Origin of the sequence: Deinococcus marmoris DSM 12784, assembly GCF_000701405.1 — a bacterium.
GTDB lineage: Bacteria > Deinococcota > Deinococci > Deinococcales > Deinococcaceae > Deinococcus > Deinococcus marmoris.
The window spans coordinates 48,354-70,418 of the sequence record NZ_JNIV01000005.1; the positions used below are offsets into that span (position 1 = coordinate 48,354).

The following is a 22,065-nucleotide window of genomic DNA, read 5'->3' on the forward strand; positions in this document are numbered from 1 at the left end:
TAAGCTGTGCCGTTTCCTCGCCCCTGGGACGGCGGCTCATCGGTGACTCGCGCTCGTGGTCCTGCGGGCGGCGGGCAGCTTGTGGGTGGTGATTGCCGCCTCGCCCCGCTGATGATGCCCACCTCCAGCAGCCCTGGAGTAGCAGCCCTGGGGTTTCCGTCCAGACGCACGGTGTGCGGCAGGCAGAGGGCGCTAGACTCGTCTGGACAGGTGGTCTGCCCGCTGCATGCCGGGTCCACCTTCCTTGCTCCCTTCCTCCTTCCGTATGCGGAGAACCCCTGTGATGGACGATTCCCAGAGTACTGAAGCACAGACCGACGATGAACAGACCGCCGATCAACAGAGCGCCAATCAACAGAGTGCCGGGCAGGCCACCGAAAATCAGCCTTCCGCCCAGCCTGCCAGCCGCCAGTTGGGGGCGCTGTTGCAAGGTGCTGCGCCGCAGGGTCGCCCGCTGGTGGTGGTGGGCATCGGTGGGTCTGCCGGGGCGCTGGACGGCTACGAGCGCTTTTTCCTGAGCCTGCCGGTGGACAGCGGCATGGCCTTTGTGGTGGTGCCGCATCTGGACCCCCGCCACCGGGGCCTGATGCCCGAGATCCTGCAACGCTGCACCAGTATGCCGGTGGCGCAGGTGGGCGACGGCGTGCGCGTGCAGCCGGACCATGTCTACGTGATTCCGCCGGGCCACAGCCTGTCGATCATGAACGGCACTCTGCTGCTGGAGGACCTGGAACTGGCGCAGGGCCGCGTGATCGACAGCTTCTTCGAGTCGCTGGCGCGTGATCAGGGCGAGAACGCGGTGGGCGTGATCCTGTCGGGCATGGGCAGCGACGGCACGCGCGGCATCCAGGCCATCAAGGAGAGCTTTGGGCTGGCGCTGGTGCAGGACCCGGCCTCTGCCGAGTACCCGTCGATGCCCCGCAGCGCGGCGGCCACGGGGCTGGCCAATGACGTGCTGCCTGCCGAGGACCTCGCGCCGCGCCTGTACAGTTTCGTGACCCGCAGCCGCAGCCTGCACGCGCAGGACTTCATGGACGAGGACGGGCGGCCCAGCGCCCCGCTGCAAAAGATTCTGCGACTGGTGCGGGTGCGGACCGGGCATGATTTCACGCGCTACAAGCGCAGCACGCTGGTCCGGCGCATCGACCGCCGCATGAAGGCGCACCGCACCGAGGACATCTCGGATTACCTGCGCCTCTTGCAGGACAGCAAGGACGAGGTGGACGGGCTGTTCAGCGATTTCACCATCAACGTGACCAGTTTCTTCCGGGACGTGGACGCCTTCGATGAGCTGAAGGCGCAACTGCGGCGCACCATCCTGACTCACAAGCAGGACCTGGAAAACATGCGGGTGTGGGTGGCGGGCTGCTCTACCGGCGAGGAAGCCTACTCGGTGGCGATGGTGCTGCACGAACTGGGCGAGGAACTGGCGGGTGAGCGGGCCTTCAAGGTGCAGCTCTTTGCCACCGACATCGACAAGGAGGCGCTGGACCGGGCGCGCTACGGCCTGTACCCGCGCGACATCTCCTACGTGGTGTCCCCGGCCCGGCTGGAACGCTATTTCCAGCTTCACGAGGGCGGCTATCAGGTGCGCCCGGAGATTCGCAACATGGTGGTCTTTGCCCAGCACAACACCTACGGCGATCCGCCGTTTACCCGGCTGGACCTGCTGTGCTGCCGGAACATGCTGATCTACCTGAGCGCCGAGTTGCAGGCCCAGATCATGTCGGTGTTCCAGTACGCCCTGCGGCCCGGCGGGTTGCTGTTCCTGGGGGCCAGTGAAACTGCCGGAACCGAGCGCGACGCCTTTCACGCGCTGGACGCCCGCTGGAAAATCTACGCGCGCGGTGACGGCCCGCCCGCCCCGCTGACGCTGGAGCATTCGGTGGCCGGGGCCGGGGCCGGTCTGCGCCGGGAAACGGGCTGGAGCCGTCTTCCGGCCCAGCAGTCTTCCCATCCGGGCGCGCTGATGCAGCAGGCGCAGACCACGCTGCTGGCGCACTACGCGCCGCCGTCGGTGGTGATCAACCCGGACGGCGAGATTCTGCTGGTCAACGGCCCCACCGGGCATTATCTGGAACTGCCGCTGGGCAAGACCCTGACCAACGCCTTCGAGATGGTGCGCGACGGTCTGCGCTACGAGTTGCCCGCCGCCGTGCAGCAGGCGCTGACCGAGGGCGGCGAGGTGGTGCGCCCGAACCTGCGGGTGGAGACTGGCCCCCGGACGCGGGTGATCGACCTGATCGTGCGCCCGTTGCCAGGAGCGCAGCCGCACCTGCTGGTGCTGTTCCGCGAACACGGCGGCGAGAGCGAGGGACCGCCGCCCGAGAGGACCGATCAGGTGCGCCTGATGGAGCGCGAACTCCAGCGCAGCCGCGAGAGTTTGCAGGCCAACATCGAGGACATGGCGGTGTCCGTCGAGGAACTCAGGAGTACCAACGAGGAACTCCAGACCAGCAACGAGGAATTGCAGAGCAGCAATGAGGAACTGACCACCTCTAAAGAAGAGTTGCAGTCGCTGAACGAGGAACTGATCACCATCAACGCCGAACACCAGCGCGTGATCTACGAGCTGGCGCAGGCCAACAACGACATGAAAAACCTGCTGGACAGCGCGGGCATCGCCACCGTGTTTCTGGGCAACGACCTGACCATCAAGCGCTTCACGCCGCGCATCACGCGGGTGATCAACCTGATGACGGTGGACCTGGGGCGTCCCATCACCGACATCAGCGCCAATCTGCGTTACGAAAACCTGACCCGTGACATCAGCCGGGTGCTGGAAACGCTGGAAACGCTGGAGATTCAGGTGCAGACCCACGGCGGCCAGTGGTATCTGATGAGGATCAGCCCGTACCGCACCGCTGACAACTTCATCGACGGAGTGGTGGTGGCCTTTACCAACGTGGACGTGATCAAGGGCATGGAGCGGCAGATGCGGGACGCGCTGGCCTACGCCGAGGGCGTGCTGAACAGCATGCAGGACCCGCTGCTGGTGCTGGACGCGGGCGCACGGGTGGTGTCGGCCAACCGCGCCCTGCACCATCTGCTCCAGATGGGTGCCCAGCAGGTGAACGGGGCGGACCTGTACGCGCTGGCCCACGGCGTCTTCGATCAGCCCGAACTGCGCGCCCGCCTGGGCGAGGTCATCGCCAGCGGGCAGCCCCTGAGCAACTTCGTGATCGATCTGAACGTGCCGCAGCACGGCGCGCGCAGGATGAAGACCGAGGCCAACCCGGTCTCCGGTCACGACGGCCAGTACGCCCTGACGCTGTTCAAGATGGAGGACGTGACCGAAGTGCTGCACCGCGCCGCCACAGAGGGCGAGGACTTCGGCGGGTAGGCACTGCGAGGCCCGTGGTCAGGGGGGGCTGAATCAAGTCGAGAGACTCCTGCTCCCTGGCCCCAGAACAGACTGAACGAGACAACCCCAATTCAGGATTTGCCTCGTCCTTCTTCGCCCGCCGTCTGCTCAGGGCGCGGGCAGTCCGTCCCTGGGCAGCGCCACCCAGAAGCAACTGCCCTGGCCTTCCTGGCCCTCGGCCCAGACCCGGCCTCCCTGGCGCAGGGCGGCGCGGCGCACGCGGGCCAGACCGATGCCCAGGCCCGAAAAGTCGCGCTCGCTGTGCAGGCGCTGAAAGACGCCGAACAGGCGGCCCTGCTGCGCCGCGCTAAAGCCCACGCCGTTGTCGCGCACGCCGATCAGGTACTCGCTGCCGTTCTCACGGACCAGAATGCTGATCTCGCTCTTCTCCTGGCCTGCACTGAATTTCAGGGCATTGTCCAGCAGGGCGGTAAAGATGTCCTTGAGGTTCTGGGGATCGCCGGTCACGGTGGGCAGCGGGTCTTTGTGCCACACCACCTCGCGGCCCTGGAGCTGGGGGCGCAGGTCCCGTTCGACGTCTTCCAGCACGCGCTCCAGGCTCACGCTCATGCTGATGGAACTCTGCTGTCCGGTGCGGAAATAGTCGGCCAGGGCACTCACCAGTACGTTCAGGCGGTCCACGCTGCCCAGCATCTGCCGAACGTAATGCCAGGTTTGTGAATCGTCGCCCTGCAAAGCATGGTCCTGCTGGGGCAGATGCTCGCCGTCTGGCAGTCGGCGGCGCAGCAACTCGGCCAGGGCGGTGAACTGCCGCAGCGGGGTCTGGAGATTGTGCGTCACGGCCTGCACGAAGGTTTCAAGCTCATCGCTCAGCTCACGGATGCGGGCAGTACGGTCCTGGACGCGTTGTTCCAGGGTTGCATTCAGCATGATCACGTCCTGCTGCGCCCGCTTGAGGGCCGAGATGTCGGTCACGGCGGCGCGCAGGTACGGGGGATGGCTGCCTGCCTCGGCCTGCGCGTCGAGCTGAATGTGGGTTTCCCCGCCGCCGGGCAGCGCCAGCGTCAACTCGGCGCGGACGGTCTGAGCGCTGGCCTGAGTGCCGGGTTGGCCGCCGGATTGACCGCCAGCGAAAGCCCGGCGTAGCAGCAGGGCGAAGGGCACGCCGCTGTCTTCGGTCAGGTATCCCGAGAAGCGCTGGCGGATCAGCTTGCCGCGCTCGGCCCCCATAAGCTGGCATCCGGCGCGGTTGACCTCCAGAATCCGCCCGTCCTTGCTGAGGGTGAAATAGCCCACCGGGGTCAGGTCGTACAGATCGCGGTAGGTGTCGCGCATCCGCCCTAGCTCAGCATTGCTGCGCTGCAACTCCTCCATTTGCAGGGACAGCTCGATCTGATGGACCTGCAACTCGTGCTGCTGAAGCTGAAAGTCGCGGCTCAGCGTTTCCGGGTCCGGCGGGGGCGTGCGGTTGGCGAAATAATCGGCCACCCGCCCCTCGGCCTGCGTTCTGAGGGTGGCGGGCGTGGCTTCTGACGTCGTGGCTTCTGACGGCGTGGATTCAGGCGCTCCGGGCTGGCCTTTGTCGAAAGGCATGGGAAATCTCCTGTTGCGCTGTGGGGGTGTCAACCGGGCCGGGATCATGGAGATGGGCGTGTGACAGGACTTCGGGAGGGGAGTGGAGGGCCACGCCTTACACGGTCACAGCCAGGACAGCCAGGACAGCCAGGACAGCCAGAGGAGCGGTCCATGCAGGATAGCAATTCAGGATGCAGTGCTGAGTAAGAACGGTTTCGGTTGTCTCATCAGGTTCGGCCCGGCCCACCGGGCAGGCCGGGGCACTACACTCTGAGCCGTGAAAACGCACACCGTACAGGTCGGGGACGTGACCCGTGAACTGCCCATCGTGGAGGTCGCTCCCGGCGTCAACGTGGCCCTGTTCAACATGCTGGGCGACACCGAGGTCACGGAAGCTGCCGGAATCGAACTGGCGAAACTGCTGCCCGCAGACATCGACGTGCTGGTCACGCCAGAGGTCAAGGCCCTGTCGCTGGCGCACGTCATCAGCCGCGAGACGGGCAAGCCCTACATCGTGATCCGCAAGACCCAGAAGCCCTACATGGTGGACCCGGTGGCGCGCGAGGTGGTCAGCATCACCACCGGCATTCCGCAACTGCTGGTGCTGGACGGCTTCGACGTGCCCAAGGTCCGGGGCCGCAAGGTGGCCATCGTGGACGACGTGGTCTCCAGCGGCGGCACCCTGCACTCGCTGCGCCAGATCATCGACGAGGTGGGCGGCGAGGTGGCCGCCGTGCTGGCCGTCTTCACCGAGGGCGAGGAGCGTGCGGAAGTGACGGCGCTGGGCCACCTGCCACTGTTTCCATCCGAGTGACGGGCGGGGGCCGGCGGGCTAAGCTGGAGCCATGACCCAGGCCAGACAGGACATCACGGTGGAGATCGGCGGCGTGAGCCGCACCCTGCCCAGCGCGCGGGCGGGCAGCATGGGCCGCGTGCCGCTGGTGGAATTTATCGGCGACAGCGAATTTACCAAGGCGGTGGCCACAGAGATGGTGGTCATGATCCCCCCTGGCACCGAGGTGCTGCTCACCGTGGTGACCAACGCCCTGCCGCTGGCCCACGAGCTGAGCCACCTGAGCGGCCTGCCCTACGAGTGCGTCCGTAAAAAGCGCCGCCCGTACATGCAGGACCCCATCATTCAGGACGCCCCTAGCATGACCCTGGGCGTGGCCGAGACCTTCTGGCTGGACAGCCCCCACGCCGCCCGCCTGAAGGGCAAACGGGTGGCCATCGTGCAGGACGTGATTTCCAGCGGCGGCACCGCGCAGACGCTGGCCCGCATCGTCGAACGCTCGGGCGGCACCGTCAGCGGTTATCTGGCCGCCTTCCGGCAGGGCGAGAGCGCGCTGAGCCTGCCTTTCAAGTACCTGGAAAAGCTGCCCGCCCATATCTGAGGGCCAGACTCCAGGCTTCAGAGCCTAAGCAAAAGTTAAGGGACAGCGTTTTCTGGCGTCCATACGCCCTTTTCCGCGCACCCCAACTTTTGATTGACGTTCCGTTGACTTCTGGTCAGTAGGGTAACCCTCTGATGGTCGACTGGATTCAGAATTTGATGGACAGCCTGGGCTACCTGGGCATCGTGCTGCTGATGGTGCTGGAGAACGTGTTTCCGCCGATTCCCAGCGAGCTGATCCTGCCCTCGGCGGGCTTCGCGGCCTCGCGCGGGGACCTCAGCTTGGTGGGCGTGGTGCTGGCAGGAACGCTGGGCAGCGTCCTGGGCACCCTGCCGCTGTACTACATCGGGCGGGTCTTCAGTGAGGAACGGCTGGTGGCTTGGGCCGACCAGCACGGCAGATGGCTGGGCCTGCGCGGCAAAGATGTCCGCAAGGCCGACGCGTGGTTCGACAGGCACGGCCCGAAGGCGGTGCTGTTCGGGCGTATGGTCCCCGGCGTCCGCAGCTTGCTGAGCCTCCCGGCGGGCATGAGCGAGATGCCGCTGCGGACCTTCGTGCTGTACAGCGCCATCGGCTCGGCGCTGTGGGCCACGCTGCTGACCGGCGCGGGCTACCTGCTGGGAGACCACTACGAGAAGGTGGGCGAGTACATGGCCCCGGCCTCCAAGATCATCCTGGCAGCGCTGCTGATCGCCGCCGCCGTGTGGTTCGTGCGGCGCAGGCAGGCGGCGGCCCGCAGCGCCGCGCAGCCGGAGCGTCACGCGTCCCTGAAAGAAGGGTAATCAGCCGTTCGTCCAGTAGCGCCACTGGTGCCCGCCCGCACAAGAGGCCGTGAACTGCGGACCGCTCTTGCTCAGGCGGGCAGGCTGCTGGCAGGTGGGGCAGATGGGTTTGGCCGGGGTGTTGGCATCGCAGGCGGCACATTTGAGGTAATAGCCGTATTTGCCGTACTGGATGGATAATTTACTGGACTGGCACTGGCGGCAGTTGGGAATCTGTGCTGATTCAGTCTGGGCAGGCGCGGCCACGGGCAGGCTGTGAGGAGGGGAGACCACGCCGGTCAGTCCTCTGGATGCCGATGGTCTGGGGGCGGAGACTGTCTTCTGGGAGGTCATTGGAACTGCCTCTATTCTGCCCAGCGGTTGATGACGGGCATTCAGGAAGGCTGCGATACCGCTCAGTTCGGCGGGGGTGGCCTCGTAGCCCGCATCTTTGAAGTTCAGCGAGAACACGCCGTTGGCCTTGCGGTAATGCTGGGTCAGTTCGGTCACCCTGTCCGGCACCTGATCCGCCTTGAGAACCTCTGTGGGGACGTATTTGCCGCCCTGGATGATTCCGCTATCCGATACGGCCACCAGAATGTCGATGTGCATGGTCCCAAATCTTTTCTGGAGCTTGCCTAGAAGTAGTTTGCCCAGCAACTGCTCATCGTGATCGTCCAGCAATCTGTGCAGCAGTTCGCCCTGCCGTTGTCCCTGGAGGACGGGCGACGCCATGCCGCGCGCGTTCCCCTTCCAATGCCGCGCCCAGTCGCCGCGCTCGTTGACGCTGACCTGCCCAGTGACCGACTTGCTCTCGATGACGATGATTCCGTGTCTGTGCAAGACCAGATGATCAATCTGCGCCACCTCGCCCTGCCGTTCTATTCGTAGGTTATGTAGAAGCTTGATCTCCGGTTTCTCGCCAAAAGCCCGTTTCAGGTAGTGGGCCATCTGCCGCTCGGCCTCGTACCCGGCGCGGCGCAGCGGATCAGTTTGGGTCTGCGCTTCCAGCTCTTTGATGATCATGATTCCAGAGTTTAGGAACCGGCGTCTGACACGGCTCTCACCGCTTCGCTGCCTCACCCCCGGCAAAGGCCCGGTACCCGCTGGGCGTCAATCCCACCGCCCCTTTGAAGGCGCGGGCAAAGGCGCTGTGGTCAAAATACCCGCAGTCCACGGCGATCTGCGCCACCGAGAGTTCGGTCTGGGACAGCAGGCGGGTGGCGGCCTCGATGCGCGTGCGGGTCAGCAGTTGCGTGGGGGTCAGGCCGTACACGCGCCGGATCTGCCGTTCAAAGGTGGTCACGCTCAGGCGGGCGCTGCGGGCCAGTTCCGGCACGGTGGGGGGCGCGGCGTACTCGGTTTCTATCCGGGCGGTGGCGGCGGCCAGCCCAGTGGTGTTGGAGGCAGAGTTCTGCTGGCGGGGCAGGTGCAGGTCACGCGACAGGCCCAGCAGCCCGGCGGGGGCCACTCCCTGACCCAGCCGCCGTTTGGTGGTCAGGCACCAGCCCGCCGCGCCGCCGGAATACAGGTGCAGTTCCAGATGCTCGGTCAGGTTCTTGCCCGCCAGCACCGCCGCGTCCTGCCGGGTGTAGGCGGCCCCCAGCGTCGGCGGAAAGACCTCGCTGGCCTGCAAGCCCGCCACACTCGAACGCCCCAGCCGCTCCAGCAGCGTGCGGTTGGCGTACAGGTAACGCCCCTGTGCATCTTTCACGAAGGCCACGGTGTCCGGCAGATAGTCCAGCACGTCCAGCATGGCGGCCAGACCCAGCCGCCGAATGACCTCTGGTATGTTCCGAACCGGATCCTGGACTGTGGGGTGTAGCGATAGGGGAGACACGGCCCATTGTGCAGGATTCGGCAGGTCTTTTGCCCAGGATGTCCAAGACAATCTGCCCCGATCTGGCGTAACGTGAGGCATGTCCCCCGCTGCCCCGCCCACCCCCAGGGTCACGCACCGCCTCTCCTTTGTGGATTCCCACTCGGCGGGCGAGCCGACGCGCGTGGTGCTGGACGGCTTTCCCGAATTGCCGGGTGAAACGCTGGCGCAGCAGCGGGAAGCATTGAAGAACGATTTTGACCGCTGGCGCACGCTGGTTAATCTGGAGCCGCGCGGCAACGACGTGCTGGTCAGTGCCTTGCTGCTGCCGCCGAAAGCGCCGGACTGTGTGGCAGGCGTCATCTACTTCAACAACGCCGGGCCGCTGGGCATGTGCGGCCACGGCACGATGGGGCTGGTGTCCACCCTGGCCTACCTGGGGCGCATCGGCCCCGGCGATCACCGCATCGATACCCCTGTGGGCGTGGTTACGGCGACATTGCACGACGATGGCCGCGTCAGCGTGGCGAACGTGCCCGCTTCCCGTCATCTCAAAGATGTCCGCGTGACGGTGCCTGGGCTGGGAGAGGTGCGCGGCGATGTGGCCTGGGGCGGCAACTGGTTTTTCCTGGTGGATGTGGGGGAGCGGGTTCTCAAGTTGGACGATGTTTCAGAGCTGAGCGACGAAACCTTGCGAATCCGCCGCGCATTGGAAGAGGCGGGCATCACTGGTGCAGGCGGCGCGGAAATTGACCACATTGAACTGTTCAGTCATGCGAATGGCGTCAACCGTAACTTTGTGATGTGTCCGGGCGGCGCGTATGACCGCAGCCCCTGCGGCACCGGAACCAGCGCCAAACTGGCCTGTCTGGCGGCGGACGGCCAGTTGCAGCCGGGGCAGGTCTGGCGGCAGGAAAGTGTGATCGGCAGCGTGTTTGAAGGGCAGTATTCCTTGCGGGACGGGCAGGTGCATCCTGTGATCACCGGGCAGGCGTTCATCACCATGCAGGGCGAACTGATCGTGCAAAGTGGCGATCCCTTTGCCTGGGGCATCGGCGTGGACGCGGGGTGAACGCCATCGTGATCGGCGGCGGTCTGGTGGGCGCGGCCTGTGCGGACGCTCTGGCGCAGCGCGGCGCGCGGGTGACGGTGCTGGAGCCGGGACCAGTGGGGGGCGGCGCGACGGCGGCGGGCATGGGCCATCTGGTGGTCATGGACGACAGCCCCGCGCAACTGGCCCTGACCGCCCGCAGCCTGGAACTGTGGGAGGCGCTGGCCCCGGCGTTACCTAAGCAGGCTGATTACCACGGCTGCGGCACGCTGTGGGTGGCAAGTGACGAGGAGGAACTGGCGGCGGTGGAACCCAAACGTCAGGCGTATCTGGCGGCGGGCCGCGAGGCCACCCTGCTGGACGCTGCTGAACTGGCCCGCGCCGAACCGAACCTGCGCCCCGGACTGGCCGGAGCCTTGCGTGTTCCCGGCGACAGCGTCGTGTACGCCCCGGCGGTGGCCCAGTTTCTGCTGGAGCGTGCGGGGGCCACCGTGCGGCGCGAGGCAGTATCGGAGCTGATAGACGGCGGCGTGCGGCTGGAAAGTGGCGAAATGCTACGGGCCGATGTCGTGATGGTGGCAAACGGCATCGGGGCAGTGTCGCTCTTGCCCGGCTTGCCGCTGCGTCAGCGCAAGGGCCACCTGCTGATCACCGAACGCGGCCCTGTGCATGTCCACCATCAACTGGTGGAACTGGGCTACCTGAAAAGTGCCCACGGAAACGACGAGGACAGCGTGGCCTTCAATGTCCAGCCGCGCCCCACCGGGCAACTGCTGATCGGTTCCAGCCGCCAGTTTGAACAGCCGGACCGCGAAATAGACTGGCCCCTGCTGCGGCGAATGCTGCGCCGCGCCGCCGAGTTTCTGCCCGCTCTGGAAAACATCTCCGCTCTGAGAATTTGGACCGGGCAGCGTTGTGCCTCCCCGGATCACCTGCCGCTGGTTGGGCCGCATCCGCATCTGGACGGCGTTTTCCTTGCCACCGGGCATGAGGGGCTAGGCATCACCACGGCGCTGGGGACGGCGGAACTGCTGGCGGCGCAGGTGTTCGGAACGCCGTCCGAATTGCTGAAACACGACTTCACCCCCGCCCGCTTTGACCGCCTGCCGGAAGTAGCCCATGCCTGAGCAGACGCTGGCTGTGCTGACGCTGGAAGGCGTGCGGGTCACGGTTCCGGCTGGGACCACCGTGCTGGCGGCCCTGCAAAACGCCGGACTGTCACCGCTGCGCCGCAGCCTGAGCGGCGAGGCGCGCGGTGCGCTGTGCGGCATGGGCAGTTGCTCCGAATGCCGCGCGGTGGTGGACAGTCAGACAGTGCGAACCTGCCTGACCCCCGTGCGTGACGGTCAGAATGTGCGGCGTTTGATGGAGGTGAATCGTGAATCCTGAGTGGGACGCTATCGTCGTCGGCGCTGGCCCCGCCGGACTGATGGCCGCGCTGACGGCTGCTCAGGGCGGTTTGCGGGTGCTGCTGCTGGACGCCCAGCCCACGCCGGGCGGGCAAATCTGGCGCGGTGCGGCGGCAGGTCAGCGCGGCGCGGCGGGCGACTTGCTGCGAGATGTGGCCTCTCACCCTGGAATCACCGTGCTGAGCGGCGCGGAGGTTGTTGCGGCTGAGGCCGGAAAGTCCCACATTCTGACCGTCACCTCTTCAGCAGGTCTGACCCACATTCACGCTGCCCGCGTCATCCTTGCCACCGGAGCCACTGAACGGTTTCTTCCTTTTGACGGCTGGACGCTGCCCGGAGTTGTCGGCGCGGGCGGCTTGCAGGCCATGAGCAAGGGCGGATTGGACGTGCGCGGCAAACGCGTGGTGGTGGCCGGGTCCGGGCCATTGCTGCTGGCGGTGGCGGCGGGTTTGCGGCAGAAAGGCGCGCGGGTGCTGGCGGTGGCGGAGCAGGCGGGTTTGCCGGGCGTGGCCGCGTTCGGCGTGGCGGCGGCTCGGCTTCCCGGCAAGGCGACTGAGGCGCTGGAACTCGCCGCCGGATTGCGAGGCGTGCCGTACTGGGCCGACTGCGCCGTGGTGCGGGCCAGCGGGCAGGACCAGCTCCAGAGTGTCACCCTGCGGCGCGGACGGCGTGAAGTTACGCTGGCTTGCGACTATCTGGCCGTGGGCTTCGGCCTGATGCCGGAAACCCGCGTGGCCGCGCTGCTGGGCTGCTCTCTTGATGCTCAGGGCGCGGTTGAGGTCAATGTCTGGCAGGCGACGAGCGTTTCGGGAATCTACGCTGCCGGGGAAGTCTGCGGCATTGGCGGCGTGGACGGTGCTTTGCTGGAAGGCTTCGTGGCCGGGTGCGCCGCCAGCGGTCAGATTGAGCGTTTGCGCGATGCCCCCCGCCGCGCCGAGATTCAGCGGCAGTTTCAGAGCGTGCTGGAACGCTCGTTCGCGCTTCGCCCGGACCGCCTTCCCACGCCCTCGCCCGCAACCATCGTCTGCCGCTGCGAGGACGTTCGCCACGGTCAGTTGCAGGGCTTCACGAACTGGACCGCCGCCAAGCTCCAGACCCGCTGCGGCATGGGCGCGTGCCAGGGCCGGGTGTGTGGTCCCACTACCGAAACGCTGTATGGCTGGCGTTTTACTGGTGTGCGCGCCCCGCTCGCGCCTTTGCCGCTGTCACAACTGCTGGCGCAACCGACTGTGCTGGGACCACCTTAAACGCCGATAAAAAACCCTTGGACCCTCAGACCTCTAGACTCTTAGACCTTCAGCCCTCTCACCCAAAGGAGCCACCCATGACCTTTTCTTCCTCCCACCCTTTTCGCGGCGTTTTCCCCGCCATCACCACCCCCTTCAATACCGATGGCAGCGTGGATCACGGCTTTCTGCGCGAACATGCCCGCTGGATGATGGCCGCCGGGTGCGACGGCATGATTCCGCTGGGTTCGCTGGGCGAGACCAACACGCTGGAAATGGACGAGAAAATGGCCGTGCTGGAAACGCTGGTGGACGCGCTGGACGGCAAGCCTGTCATTCCCGGCATTGCCAGCCTCAGCACGGCGGGCGGGGTGCGGCTGGCCCAGGCGGCGCGTGACGTGGGCTGCGGCGGCCTGATGGCCCTGCCGCCCTACGTCTACACCAGCGACTGGCGCGAGATGAAGGCGCACATGGCGGCCCTGGTGGCGGCCACCGAGTTGCCCGTGATCCTCTACAACAACCCCGGCGCGTACCGCACCGATTTCCTGGCCCCGCAGATTGCCGAACTGGCCGGGGAACACGCCAACCTGCGCGGCGTCAAGGAATCCAGCGGAGACGTGCGCCGCGTGACCGCCCTGCGCGCCGTGCTGCCCGAATCGGTGGACATTCTGGTGGGTCTGGACGACGCCATCGTGGAGGGCGTGGCGGCAGGGGCAACCGGCTGGATCGCGGGCCTGATCAACGCCTATCCCGCCGAGAGCGTGCGCCTGTTTGAACTGGCGCGCGACGGCAAGACGAAAGAGGCTGCCGAACTGTACCGCTGGTTTTTGCCGCTGCTGAGGCTGGACGTGGTCAACAAGTTCGTGCAACTCATTAAATTCGTGCAGGAAGAAACCGGGCATGGCAGCGCCCGCGTCCGCGCCCCGCGCCTGGAGCTGACCGACGCCGAGAAAGCCGAGGCCCGCGCCGTCATTGAGGCCGCCTCCGGGCGCGTTCCTGCGGGAATGGGCGTATGACCGCCCGCACCTTTCAGGCGACGAATCCGGCGACGGGGCAGCCTCTGGCTCCAGCGTTTGAGGTCACCACACCGCAGCAACTGGAAACGCTGGTGGCGGCAGCGAAGGACGCGGCGCGCGGGTTTGCCGCCAGTTCTCCGCAGCAGCGCGCCGACTTCCTGAACGCTGCCGCCGCTGGAATTGAAGCGCGGGCCGACGCCTTCGTGGAAGCTGCGATGGCGGAGGCTGGGCTGCCCGAACCCCGTCTGCGCGGTGAGGTGGGCCGCACCGCCAATCAGTTGCGCCTGTTCGCGCGGGTGGCGGCGGACGGCTCGTGGGTGGACGCCCGCATTGACCACGGTGACCCGGCCCGCAAGCCCTCCAAACCCGATGTCCGCAGCGTGCGCGTTCCGCTGGGGCCGGTGGCGGTGTTCGGGGCCAGCAACTTTCCGCTGGCCTTCAGCGTGGCGGGGGGCGATACCGCTTCCGCTCTGGCGGCGGGCTGCCCCGTGGTGGTCAAGGCGCATCCGGCGCATCCAGCGACTTCCAAGCTGGCGGCAGAAGCGATCAGCGAGGCGGCGGCGCAGGTGGGTCTGCCCGCAGGCGTCTTCGGCATCGTCTACGAGGACAGCTACGAGCTGGGCGTGCAACTGGTGGGGCATCCCAACATCCACGCCGTCGGCTTCACCGGCTCGCGCGCGGGTGGGCTGGCACTGGTGGCGGTGGCCCAGGCCCGTAAAGTTCCGATTCCCGTCTACGCCGAGATGAGCAGTGTCAATCCCAGCGTGTTCACGGCAGCGGCGCTGGAAGCGAACGGCGCGGCACTGGCGAAAGGGCTGGCCGCCAGCATCAGCGGCTCCGGGGGCCAGCTCTGCACCCAGCCGGGCCTGCTGTTCGTGCCCGTGGGCGAGGCGGGCGACGCCTTCCTAAACGACGTGGCCGCCAAGCTGGACGCGACTCCGGCCTGTACCCTCCTCACGGGCGGCATCCTGAACGCTTTCCAGAAGGGGGCGGCGGGGCATCTGAAGGCGGCGGGCGTGCAGCCTCTGACCCAGGCTTCGGCCCCGGAGAGCGGCGCACAGCCCCAGCTTCTCAGCGTGCCCATCGCTAAATTCACTTCCGATCTGGCCGACGAGGTCTTCGGCCCCCTCAGCGTGGCGGTGCGCTATGACCGTCTGGAAGAGGTTACGCCCATTCTGGCCGGGCTGGAAGGCCAGTTGACCGCCACCCTGCATGCCACCGACGCCGAGCTGGACGGCCTCGCGGACCTGCTGCACGTCATGGGCCAGCGGGCCGGGCGACTGGTGCTGAACGGTTTCCCGACTGGGGTGGAGGTGGGCGACGCGATAGTCCACGGCGGGCCGTTCCCGGCCACCAGCGACGGCGGGCGCAGCACCAGCGTGGGCAGCCTCGCCATTGAGCGCTTTGCCCGGCTGCGCGCGTATCAGGACTTCCCGGACCGCGCCCTGCCCCCCGAATTGCAGGATGCCAACCCCTGCGGCATCTGGCGTCTGGTGGACGGCGAGCGCACACGCTGAGGCGCTGCATCTAAAACAGGGCGCGTGGTGGGGGGGATACCTCCCCCAACGCGCCCGTTTTGTCTTTCCCACACGGCAGCCACGCGGGGCTAAGATGCTGCATGCGAAAAACTGTTCTCCTCGGCCTTCTTCTCGGGCTGGCAGACGCGTCGGCTCAGGGCGGGATGCCGCTGTCGTCCTTCGAGGGGCAGGTGGTCTATCAGGTCATGCCGGACCGCTTCTTCGACGGCAACGCGGCCAACAACGCGGGCGTCAACAAGGGTGACCTGCGGGCGTGGCACGGCGGCGATCTGGCGGGTCTGACCGCGAAGCTGCCGTACATCCAGAAGCTGGGGGCCACCGCCGTCTGGCTGACGCCCATTTATCAGCAGCAGAAGCTCAATTCCTTTGACACCGCGCCGTACCACGGCTACTGGCCTGCCGATTTCCGCAAGGTGGACCCGCATTTCGGAACGCTGGCCGACTTCTCGGCGTTTATCGGTGCGACGCAGACGGGCGGGATGCGGGTGGTCCTCGATCAGGTCATCAACCACTACGGCTATCTGGCCCCCGCCGTGGCGGAACATCCGGCGTGGTTTAACAGCCAGGCCGCGTGTGACGCCTCGCGCGACAAGGACGCCGACTGCCCGCTGGCGGGGCTGCCGGACCTGAACCAGAGCAGCCCACAGGTGCGAGATCTGCTGCTGGGCAACGCCGGGTTCTGGCGCGATCAGGGTGTCTCTGCGTTCCGCTACGACGCCATCAAGAATGTGGACGGGCCGTTTCTGGGCGATCTGCTGGCGGATGACCGCGCCGCTGGAATCTGGACGCTGGGCGAGTGGTACAACGCCGACACGGGCACGGTGGCCGACTGGCAGCGCCGGGGCTTCGACAGTCTGTTTCTGTTCAGCCTCCAGGCCGCTATGAAGGGCAGCATCATGGCCGGACAGGGGCTTGACGCGGTGGCCGCCGTGCTGTCGCGCCAGAAGGAGCTGACCCGCCCCGGCGAGGTGGCGCTGTTTCTGGACAACCACGACGTGCCGCGTTTCGCGCAGGGTTCGCTGTTCGAGGATGTGGGGCAGGCCCGCACCAAATACGGGCTGCGTGCCCTGATGACCCTGCGCGGCGTGCCCGTGATCTGGCAGGGCACCGAGATCGCCATGCGCGGCGGCGCGGACCCCGACAACCGGCGGGACATGCGTTTTGAGGACAAATGGACGCCCCAGGAAAAAGGCGTGTTCGAGGTGGCCCGCAACGCTATATCGGTCCGTCAGGCCAGTCCGGCCCTGAGCCGGGGCACCCTGACGCTCTTAAAAACGCCGCCCAGCCTGGCAGACCGATTGCTGCTGTTCACCCGCGAGCAGGAGGGGCAACGGGTTCTGGCCGTCTGGCACGGCAGCAAGGCGCGGCAGAGCTACTCGGTCAGGCTGAGCAGCCTGGGCCTGAGCAGCGGGGACCTGCCCGTGATCCAGACGCTGTTTGCCGGGCAGAACGCCAAAATTCGCGTCAGCAAGGGCTTCTTGCACCTTAGCGTGCCCCCGGAGGATGCGGCGGCGTTCAAGCTGAACTGAGTGCCTGGGCGTTTACGCGGTCCAGTCCACCACCACGGACACCGGACGCGGCCACTCCCGCAGCCGGGCGAAGGTGGCAGGCAAGTCGTCGGGCTTGGTAGTTTCCGTGAAGAGCCGTTCCAGCATGGGATCGGCGTTTTGCCAGAGCCAGCGGGCATAGGCCCCATAGTCCTCGCCGTCGCTGGAGGCTGCCACGCTCAGTTCGCGGGTGTGGAAAGCGGGCGGCAGGGTCAGCGCCCCCCAGTTCCCGTCACTGAGAACGCAGCAGCGCCCATTGGGCCGCAGATGTGACAGCACTTCCGCGAAACCGTCCGGGGACCCGCTGCATTCCAGGCCCACAGCGTAGGCGTCGTGCGGGAGGCTGCCGGGCGCATGGGCTGAGGCTGCGCCGAAAGCCAGGGCCAGTTCGCGGCGCGTCGGGTCCGGTTCCAGCACCGTCACGTCTTTGATTCCACGCCGGGTCAGATTGAACACTGTTAGCAAGCCCAGCAAGCCCGCTCCGGCCACCAGCACGCCCTCCTGTGACTGGGGCGCGATTTTGCGGATGCCCTTGTGCGTTTCCTCGCCCAGAATGACGGCCAGCGCCTGACGGTCTGGAATGTAGTCTGGGACGGCATGGACCCGCTCAATCCGGTGGATTCCTGCGCTGGCGTGGCCCAGCGTCGTGATGACCCGCACGCCCACTTCCAGAGCGACGCCCGCGCCCAGCGCCTCCACCACGCCCAGCGTTTGGTAGCCCAGCCGCCAGTGGGTCTCTCCATTCCGCACCATGCTCAGTTCCGAGGAAATGCTGATGGCGCTCAGGCACGTTCGCACACGGACCTCGCCGGGGCCGGGCGGCGGCAAGGCAACCGTCTCCCACCGGAATTCGTCGGGGGCGGTAACGGTCAGTCGGCGTTGCGCCATGCCATGTTGCATTCCCCAATTCTGACCCCTTGACCCTCACGCCACGTCAGCCCTTACGCTGCTGTGCATGGAGGCCAGGAACGAGAAAACAGAACAGATCTGGACCGTGGGCGAGGTGGCGCTGCTGACCCGCCTGAGCATTCGCACGCTGCACCACTACGACGACATCGGGCTGCTCAGGCCGGGCGCACGGACGGAGGCGGGCTATCGGCTATACACCCCCGCTGATCTGGCGCGGCTGTGGCGCGTGCTGAGCTACCGCGAACTGGGTTTCCCGCTGGCCGAAATCGCCCGCGTGCTGGACGCTCCGCCCGGTGATGAGGTGGCAGCACTGCGAACCCAGGTTGCGTTGCTGCGAGAAAAACAGCGCTGAACCCAATCCACCCTGGACGCCGCCCTGGCCTACCTGAATGCCGCCGAACGCGGCGAGGGAGTTCCAAACATGACAAACACAGAATTGAAAGACATCTTCGATGGCTTCGATCCCGCCGAACACGAGGCCGAGGCCCGCGAACGCTGGGGTGAGACCGATGCCTACAGGCAGAGCACTGCTCGCACGGGGCGTTACACGAAAGCCGACTGGGAAGCGGTCAAGGCTGAGATGAACGCCATCTACGCCCGTTATGTGTCCCTGATGGCTGCTGGAACGCCCCCCGATTCCGCTGAGGCCCAAGCCGTGGCTGCCGATCACCGTGCCCACATTTCGGCCCGCTATTACGTTGCATCACCCGAAATGATGCGCGGTCTGGCGCAGATGTGGATGGCCGACGAACGCTTCACCCGCAACATTGATAGGGCTGGAGAGGGACTGGCGGCGTATTCCAGCGCGGCGGTGCTGGCGTGGGCGGAGGAGCAGTAAAGACCCCTCACCCCCTTGCTTCGCAAGGCCCCTCTCCCCGTGGTAGAGGGGTGAAAATGACCCTCTCCGTAGGGGAGAGGGTGCCGCGTAGCGGCGGGTGAGGGGGCTTCAAATCACCCGCCGCTCCACCCCCGCCCGCCCGCGCCCCAGCCGACGCTCCAGCGCCCGCACCACACGGGTCAGGGTGAAGGTCAGCAGGAAGTAGACCAGTGCCAGCACGGCATACACCTCAAACTGGCGGTAGGTGACGCCCGTGATGTACTTGCCCTGCGCGAACAGTTCCTGCAAGGTCACGGCGCTCGCTAGGCTGCTGCCCAGGATCAGGGAAATAAATTCGTTGCCCAGCGCGGGCAGCGCCACCCGCCACGCCTGCGGTAGCACCACGAAACGCACCGCCTGGGCGCGGCTCAGGCCCAGGCTGCGGCCTGCCTCTATTTGACCCACGGGCACGCTGTTTAGCCCCCCGCGCACGATCTCGGAGGTGTACGCCGCCGAGTACAATCCCAGGGCCAACACCGCCGCCGGAAAGCCGTCCAGCGTGAGGCCCAGCGCGGGCAGGCCGTAATACACCACGCTCAGGAGAACGATCAGGGGAATGCCGCGCACCACCTCCACGTAGGCGTTGCCCAGCGGCCCCAGCAGCGGCACCCGGAAGACCCGCACGATGCCCAGCAGCGTTCCCAGCATCACCGAAACACCCAGCGCACACAGACTGACCGCCAGCGTGAAGCCCAGCCCCGACAGCAGCAGGCGCGGGTAGTCGCCTGAAAGAATGGTGCGGAATCCCTCGGCTAGATCGGCCATGCGGGGGACAGTGTAAACCGTGGGACCAGCCCCGACAGACCGCAGAGTCCAGAAGTCACCGTCCTATTCCATTACGCCCTGCACGTAACGCGCTATCCTGTACCCGATGCCTTCTGTTCAGTCCCCCGCCGACACCGATGCCCGCGCTCTGGAAGTTCTGGGCCGGGTGTGGGGCTACGGGCAGTTTCGGGACGTGCAGGCCGACATCGTGCGGACGGTGGTGGAGGGCAACAATGCGCTGGTGCTGATGCCCACGGGCGGCGGCAAGAGCCTGTGCTATCAGGTGCCCAGCCTGCTGCGACCCGGCGTTGGCATCGTGGTCTCGCCCCTGATCGCGCTGATGAAGGATCAGGTGGACGCGCTGCGGCAGTTTGGCGTGCGGGCCGCCTTTCTTAATTCCAGCCTGGATATGCAGAGCGTGCGCGAGGTGGAATCCGCGCTGCTGGCCGGGGAACTGGACATGCTCTACGTGGCCCCCGAACGCCTGCTGCTGCCGCGCACGCTGGACCTGCTGGAACGCGCCCCGGTGGCCCTGTTTGCCATCGACGAGGCGCACTGTGTTTCGCAGTGGGGCCACGATTTCAGGCCGGAATACGGGCAACTGGGCGTACTGCCCCAGCGCTTCCCCGACATTCCCCGCGTGGCCCTGACCGCCACCGCCGATGACCGCACCCGTGCCGACATCCTGAACGTGCTGGAGTTGCGCGGCGCGGCGCAGTTCATCTCCAGCTTTGACCGCCCCAACATCCAGTACCGCGTGGCGAACAAGGAAGGCCCCAAGACCCAGTTGCTGGACTTCATCCACGCCGAACACCGGGGCGACGCGGGCATCGTGTACTGCCTGTCGCGCAAATCGGTGGAACAGACCGCGCAGTGGCTGGTGACGCAGAGGGTGGACGCCGTGCCGTATCACGCGGGCCTCTCGCCGCGTGAGCGCAACCACGCGCAGGAACGCTTTCTGAACGACGAGGGCGTGGTGGTGGTGGCCACCGTGGCCTTTGGCATGGGCATCGACAAGCCCAACGTGCGCTTCGTGGCCCACTTGGACCTGCCCAAGAGCATGGAGGGCTATTACCAGGAAACGGGCCGCGCCGGGCGCGACGGCCTGCCCAGCACCGCCTGGATGGTCTACGGCCTGGCCGACGTGGTGAACGTCAAGCGGATGCTCTCGCAGAGCGACGCGCCCGACGACGTGAAGCGCGTGGAGGCCGCCAAACTGGACGCGCTTTTGACGTACTGCGAGGCCGCCACCTGCCGCCGCCAGCTCCTGCTGTCTTACTTTGGCGAGGAAAGGAACGAACCCTGCGGCAACTGCGACATCTGCCTCAACCCGCCCAAAGTGCGCGACGCCACCCGCGAGGCGCAGATGGCCCTGAGCGCCGCCATTCGCACCGGCAACCGCTTTGGCGCGGCCCACCTGACCGACATTCTGCTGGGCCAGCCCACCGAGAAAGTTGTGGCAATGGGCCACCACCTGCTGCCTACTTTTGGCGTCGGCAAGGGCCACGATGACAAGATGTGGCGGGGGCTGATCCGTCAACTGGTCAGCCTGGGGCATCTGGCGGCAGGCGAACACTACGGCCTGAGCGCCACTGGCAAATCCCGTCCGCTGCTCAAGGGCGAGACGACGCTGATGCTGCGTGAGGACAGCCTGATTCCCCGCGAAAAGGTTCGCAAGCGGGACCGCGACGCTTCTCGTAGTGGCCGCGCCCCGGTGGATTCACAGGACGCCCCGCTGTTCGAGGCTCTGCGTGCCTGGAGGCTGCAACTGGCCCGGCAGAAAGCGGTGCCGCCTTACGCCATTTTCAGCGACGCCACCCTCAAGGCCATCTGCGAACTGCGCCCCGGCAGCGCGGCCATGCTGGGAACGGTCAGCGGCGTGGGACAGCGCAAACTGGCCGATTACGGCGAGGATGTGCTGGAGATTGTGCGTGAACATTCCGGGAGTGAGCGGGCGCGGCCTGCTTCAGCCGCTGAGCGTGGAGTGCGGGAAAACAGCGCCGTGCTGGGGCTGTTGCGAGGCGCGGAAGAAAGAACATCGTTTCAACCCATGCGTGAGCCTGTCCAGCCAAGGACGTCTCAGCCGCTGCTCTCCGTCTCGTCATCTGAGCCGGAAGCCCCGCCATCCCCCGTCCACACCGAAATCGCCGAGGCCCTGCGCGAACTGCGCCGCGAGTTGACCCGCGAAACCAGCCACAGCGCCTTCGTAATTTTCCCGAATGCCACGCTGGAAGCTCTGGCCGCTGCCTGCCCACGCACGGTGGAAGAACTTCAGGGCCTGCCCGGCATGGGACCAAAGCGCATCGAGAACTACGGCGAACGGATTGTGGACGCGATACGGACGGTGCTGGACGGGTAATGGGTAGTCTCCCTGGCTCCCTTCTGAGGGGAGCTGGCCGCGTAGCGGACTGAGGGGTTAAGTTGGGACCCAACCCTTCACCTCGAATTCAATCGCCCTCCACAGTCCCGCCCAGCTTCAACTTCCCTTTCTCCCGGTTATTCGCGTCAATTTCCCGCTCCAGGAAGTAATTGAGCGCCGTGCGGATCAGCGCAATTGCCCCCAGCTTGCCGATGTCTTCCCAGGTGGGGGCGATGGCAGTCAGCAGGATGTCGGCGGCCAGCAGAAATTCCAGCGCAATGGCAAGCCAGCGCCCAAGCTGAAGGCGCAGGTTCTGCTTGGCCGCGTCGTTGGCGGCGGCGTCGCGGGGCAGAAACAGCGCCATTACCGAACGCCACAGCGCCTGCACAATCGCGGCGGCAATCACCAGGGCCGCCGAGAACTCGGCCAGTGAGGCGATGGTCCGCGCGCCCAACTGCACCAGATTCTCGGCGTTCTCCAGCATGGTCCCGGAT

Annotated in this window: 20 protein-coding genes; 14 read left to right on the plus strand and 6 right to left on the minus strand. The window is 66.4% G+C overall.

Going from position 1 to position 22,065, the window contains the following annotated elements; all coding sequences use genetic code 11:
* The first annotated feature begins 283 nt into the window (after positions 1 to 283).
* Positions 284 to 3,343 carry a CheR family methyltransferase gene (locus tag Q319_RS0101640; protein ID WP_081845840.1) on the plus strand — a complete coding sequence of 1,020 codons (3,060 nt, stop codon included), beginning with the start codon at positions 284 to 286 and terminating at the stop codon, positions 3,341 to 3,343.
* Positions 3,344 to 3,472: 129 nt separating this feature from the next.
* On the opposite strand, the gene Q319_RS0101645 is transcribed toward Q319_RS0101640, so the two are convergent.
* Positions 3,473 to 4,918, minus strand: a complete 1,446-nt coding sequence (locus Q319_RS0101645) for a sensor histidine kinase (protein WP_051655007.1) — start codon at positions 4,916 to 4,918, stop codon at positions 3,473 to 3,475.
* A 259-nt stretch (positions 4,919 to 5,177) separates the two neighbouring features.
* Between Q319_RS0101645 and Q319_RS0101650 the strand changes: the two genes are divergently transcribed.
* The 3 genes from Q319_RS0101650 (at position 5,178) to Q319_RS0101660 (ending at position 7,076) form a co-directional block, all read left to right on the plus strand.
* The gene (locus Q319_RS0101650; protein WP_029480066.1) at positions 5,178 to 5,714 is read left to right on the plus strand and encodes a phosphoribosyltransferase family protein; all 537 of its coding nucleotides are present in this window, start codon (positions 5,178 to 5,180) and stop codon (positions 5,712 to 5,714) included.
* A gap of 31 nt (positions 5,715 to 5,745) precedes the next feature.
* A complete protein-coding gene (locus Q319_RS0101655; protein ID WP_029480068.1) occupies positions 5,746 to 6,294 on the plus strand; it encodes a type I phosphoribosyltransferase in 549 nt (182 codons plus the stop codon).
* Positions 6,295 to 6,428: 134 nt separating this feature from the next.
* Positions 6,429 to 7,076 (plus strand): DedA family protein, encoded by a 648-nt coding sequence (locus tag Q319_RS0101660; protein ID WP_051655008.1) that lies wholly within the window; start codon positions 6,429 to 6,431, stop codon positions 7,074 to 7,076.
* Here the strand turns inward: Q319_RS0101660 and Q319_RS0101665 are convergent, their stop codons facing one another.
* Positions 7,077 to 8,081, minus strand: coding sequence for a nuclease-related domain-containing protein (locus Q319_RS0101665; protein WP_029480070.1), 1,005 nt, complete (start codon positions 8,079 to 8,081; stop codon positions 7,077 to 7,079).
* A gap of 37 nt (positions 8,082 to 8,118) precedes the next feature.
* Positions 8,119 to 8,895, minus strand: a complete 777-nt coding sequence (locus Q319_RS0101670) for an AraC family transcriptional regulator (protein WP_162178609.1) — start codon at positions 8,893 to 8,895, stop codon at positions 8,119 to 8,121.
* 79 nt (positions 8,896 to 8,974) lie between these two features.
* On the opposite strand from Q319_RS0101670, the gene Q319_RS0101675 reads away from it, so the two are divergent.
* From Q319_RS0101675 to Q319_RS0101705, 7 genes are all read left to right on the plus strand, one after another.
* Positions 8,975 to 9,946, plus strand: a complete 972-nt coding sequence (locus tag Q319_RS0101675) for a proline racemase family protein (protein WP_051655009.1) — start codon at positions 8,975 to 8,977, stop codon at positions 9,944 to 9,946.
* Positions 9,943 to 11,052: an NAD(P)/FAD-dependent oxidoreductase gene (locus Q319_RS0101680; protein ID WP_029480075.1), complete on the plus strand. Its 1,110-nt coding sequence runs from the start codon at positions 9,943 to 9,945 to the stop codon at positions 11,050 to 11,052. Before Q319_RS0101675 ends, Q319_RS0101680 begins: the two co-directional genes overlap by 4 nt.
* The gene (locus Q319_RS0101685; RefSeq protein WP_029480076.1) at positions 11,045 to 11,314 is read left to right on the plus strand and encodes a (2Fe-2S)-binding protein; all 270 of its coding nucleotides are present in this window, start codon (positions 11,045 to 11,047) and stop codon (positions 11,312 to 11,314) included. The genes Q319_RS0101680 and Q319_RS0101685 overlap by 8 nt, the downstream gene beginning before the upstream one ends.
* Complete coding sequence (locus tag Q319_RS0101690) at positions 11,304 to 12,581, plus strand: FAD-dependent oxidoreductase (protein ID WP_029480077.1); 1,278 nt, start codon at positions 11,304 to 11,306, stop codon at positions 12,579 to 12,581. Before Q319_RS0101685 ends, Q319_RS0101690 begins: the two co-directional genes overlap by 11 nt.
* 77 nt (positions 12,582 to 12,658) lie before the next feature.
* Positions 12,659 to 13,576: a dihydrodipicolinate synthase family protein gene (locus Q319_RS0101695; protein WP_029480078.1), complete on the plus strand. Its 918-nt coding sequence runs from the start codon at positions 12,659 to 12,661 to the stop codon at positions 13,574 to 13,576.
* Positions 13,573 to 15,093 (plus strand): aldehyde dehydrogenase (NADP(+)), encoded by a 1,521-nt coding sequence (locus tag Q319_RS0101700; protein WP_051655011.1) that lies wholly within the window; start codon positions 13,573 to 13,575, stop codon positions 15,091 to 15,093. The genes Q319_RS0101695 and Q319_RS0101700 overlap by 4 nt, the downstream gene beginning before the upstream one ends.
* 101 nt (positions 15,094 to 15,194) lie before the next feature.
* Entirely contained in the window at positions 15,195 to 16,643 is a 1,449-nt protein-coding gene (locus tag Q319_RS0101705; RefSeq protein WP_029480080.1) for an alpha-amylase family glycosyl hydrolase, read from the plus strand.
* A 12-nt stretch (positions 16,644 to 16,655) separates the two neighbouring features.
* On the opposite strand, the gene Q319_RS0101710 is transcribed toward Q319_RS0101705, so the two are convergent.
* Positions 16,656 to 17,561 (minus strand): MDR/zinc-dependent alcohol dehydrogenase-like family protein, encoded by a 906-nt coding sequence (locus Q319_RS0101710; protein WP_245618891.1) that lies wholly within the window; start codon positions 17,559 to 17,561, stop codon positions 16,656 to 16,658.
* A gap of 55 nt (positions 17,562 to 17,616) precedes the next feature.
* Here Q319_RS0101710 and Q319_RS28545 point away from each other — a divergent pair, with 55 nt between their 5' ends.
* A complete protein-coding gene (locus Q319_RS28545; protein ID WP_245618893.1) occupies positions 17,617 to 17,922 on the plus strand; it encodes a MerR family transcriptional regulator in 306 nt (101 codons plus the stop codon).
* Positions 17,923 to 17,991: 69 nt separating this feature from the next.
* Positions 17,992 to 18,408, plus strand: a complete 417-nt coding sequence (locus tag Q319_RS28550; RefSeq protein WP_245618895.1) for a TipAS antibiotic-recognition domain-containing protein — start codon at positions 17,992 to 17,994, stop codon at positions 18,406 to 18,408.
* A gap of 108 nt (positions 18,409 to 18,516) precedes the next feature.
* Here Q319_RS28550 and Q319_RS0101720 read toward each other — a convergent pair whose 3' ends face one another.
* On the minus strand, positions 18,517 to 19,212 hold the full coding sequence (locus Q319_RS0101720; protein WP_029480082.1) for an amino acid ABC transporter permease: 696 nt from the start codon (positions 19,210 to 19,212) through the stop codon (positions 18,517 to 18,519).
* Positions 19,213 to 19,318: 106 nt separating this feature from the next.
* On the opposite strand from Q319_RS0101720, the gene recQ reads away from it, so the two are divergent.
* Complete coding sequence (recQ, locus tag Q319_RS0101725) at positions 19,319 to 21,571, plus strand: DNA helicase RecQ (RefSeq protein ID WP_029480083.1); 2,253 nt, start codon at positions 19,319 to 19,321, stop codon at positions 21,569 to 21,571.
* An 88-nt stretch (positions 21,572 to 21,659) separates the two neighbouring features.
* On the opposite strand, the gene Q319_RS0101730 is transcribed toward recQ, so the two are convergent.
* A complete protein-coding gene (locus Q319_RS0101730; protein ID WP_029480084.1) occupies positions 21,660 to 22,055 on the minus strand; it encodes a DUF1622 domain-containing protein in 396 nt (131 codons plus the stop codon).
* Between the last annotated feature and the right edge of the window lie 10 nt (positions 22,056 to 22,065).

What these genes read in the sequence shown, in the direction of transcription:
- Q319_RS0101640 (WP_081845840.1), top strand. Translation starts at nt 284, where the DNA reads ATGGACGATTCCCAGAGTACTGAAGCACAGACCGACGATGAACAGACC.
- Q319_RS0101645 (WP_051655007.1), bottom strand. Translation starts at nt 4,918, where the DNA reads ATGCCTTTCGACAAAGGCCAGCCCGGAGCGCCTGAATCCACGCCGTCA.
- Q319_RS0101655 (WP_029480068.1), top strand. Translation starts at nt 5,746, where the DNA reads ATGACCCAGGCCAGACAGGACATCACGGTGGAGATCGGCGGCGTGAGC.
- Q319_RS0101660 (WP_051655008.1), top strand. Translation starts at nt 6,429, where the DNA reads ATGGTCGACTGGATTCAGAATTTGATGGACAGCCTGGGCTACCTGGGC.
- Q319_RS0101665 (WP_029480070.1), bottom strand. Translation starts at nt 8,081, where the DNA reads ATGATCATCAAAGAGCTGGAAGCGCAGACCCAAACTGATCCGCTGCGC.
- Q319_RS0101675 (WP_051655009.1), top strand. Translation starts at nt 8,975, where the DNA reads ATGTCCCCCGCTGCCCCGCCCACCCCCAGGGTCACGCACCGCCTCTCC.
- Q319_RS0101685 (WP_029480076.1), top strand. Translation starts at nt 11,045, where the DNA reads ATGCCTGAGCAGACGCTGGCTGTGCTGACGCTGGAAGGCGTGCGGGTC.
- Q319_RS0101695 (WP_029480078.1), top strand. Translation starts at nt 12,659, where the DNA reads ATGACCTTTTCTTCCTCCCACCCTTTTCGCGGCGTTTTCCCCGCCATC.
- Q319_RS0101700 (WP_051655011.1), top strand. Translation starts at nt 13,573, where the DNA reads ATGACCGCCCGCACCTTTCAGGCGACGAATCCGGCGACGGGGCAGCCT.
- Q319_RS0101705 (WP_029480080.1), top strand. Translation starts at nt 15,195, where the DNA reads ATGCGAAAAACTGTTCTCCTCGGCCTTCTTCTCGGGCTGGCAGACGCG.
- Q319_RS0101710 (WP_245618891.1), bottom strand. Translation starts at nt 17,561, where the DNA reads ATGCAACATGGCATGGCGCAACGCCGACTGACCGTTACCGCCCCCGAC.
- Q319_RS28545 (WP_245618893.1), top strand. Translation starts at nt 17,617, where the DNA reads ATGGAGGCCAGGAACGAGAAAACAGAACAGATCTGGACCGTGGGCGAG.
- Q319_RS28550 (WP_245618895.1), top strand. Translation starts at nt 17,992, where the DNA reads ATGACAAACACAGAATTGAAAGACATCTTCGATGGCTTCGATCCCGCC.
- Q319_RS0101720 (WP_029480082.1), bottom strand. Translation starts at nt 19,212, where the DNA reads ATGGCCGATCTAGCCGAGGGATTCCGCACCATTCTTTCAGGCGACTAC.
- recQ (WP_029480083.1), top strand. Translation starts at nt 19,319, where the DNA reads ATGCCTTCTGTTCAGTCCCCCGCCGACACCGATGCCCGCGCTCTGGAA.
- Q319_RS0101730 (WP_029480084.1), bottom strand. Translation starts at nt 22,055, where the DNA reads ATGCTGGAGAACGCCGAGAATCTGGTGCAGTTGGGCGCGCGGACCATC.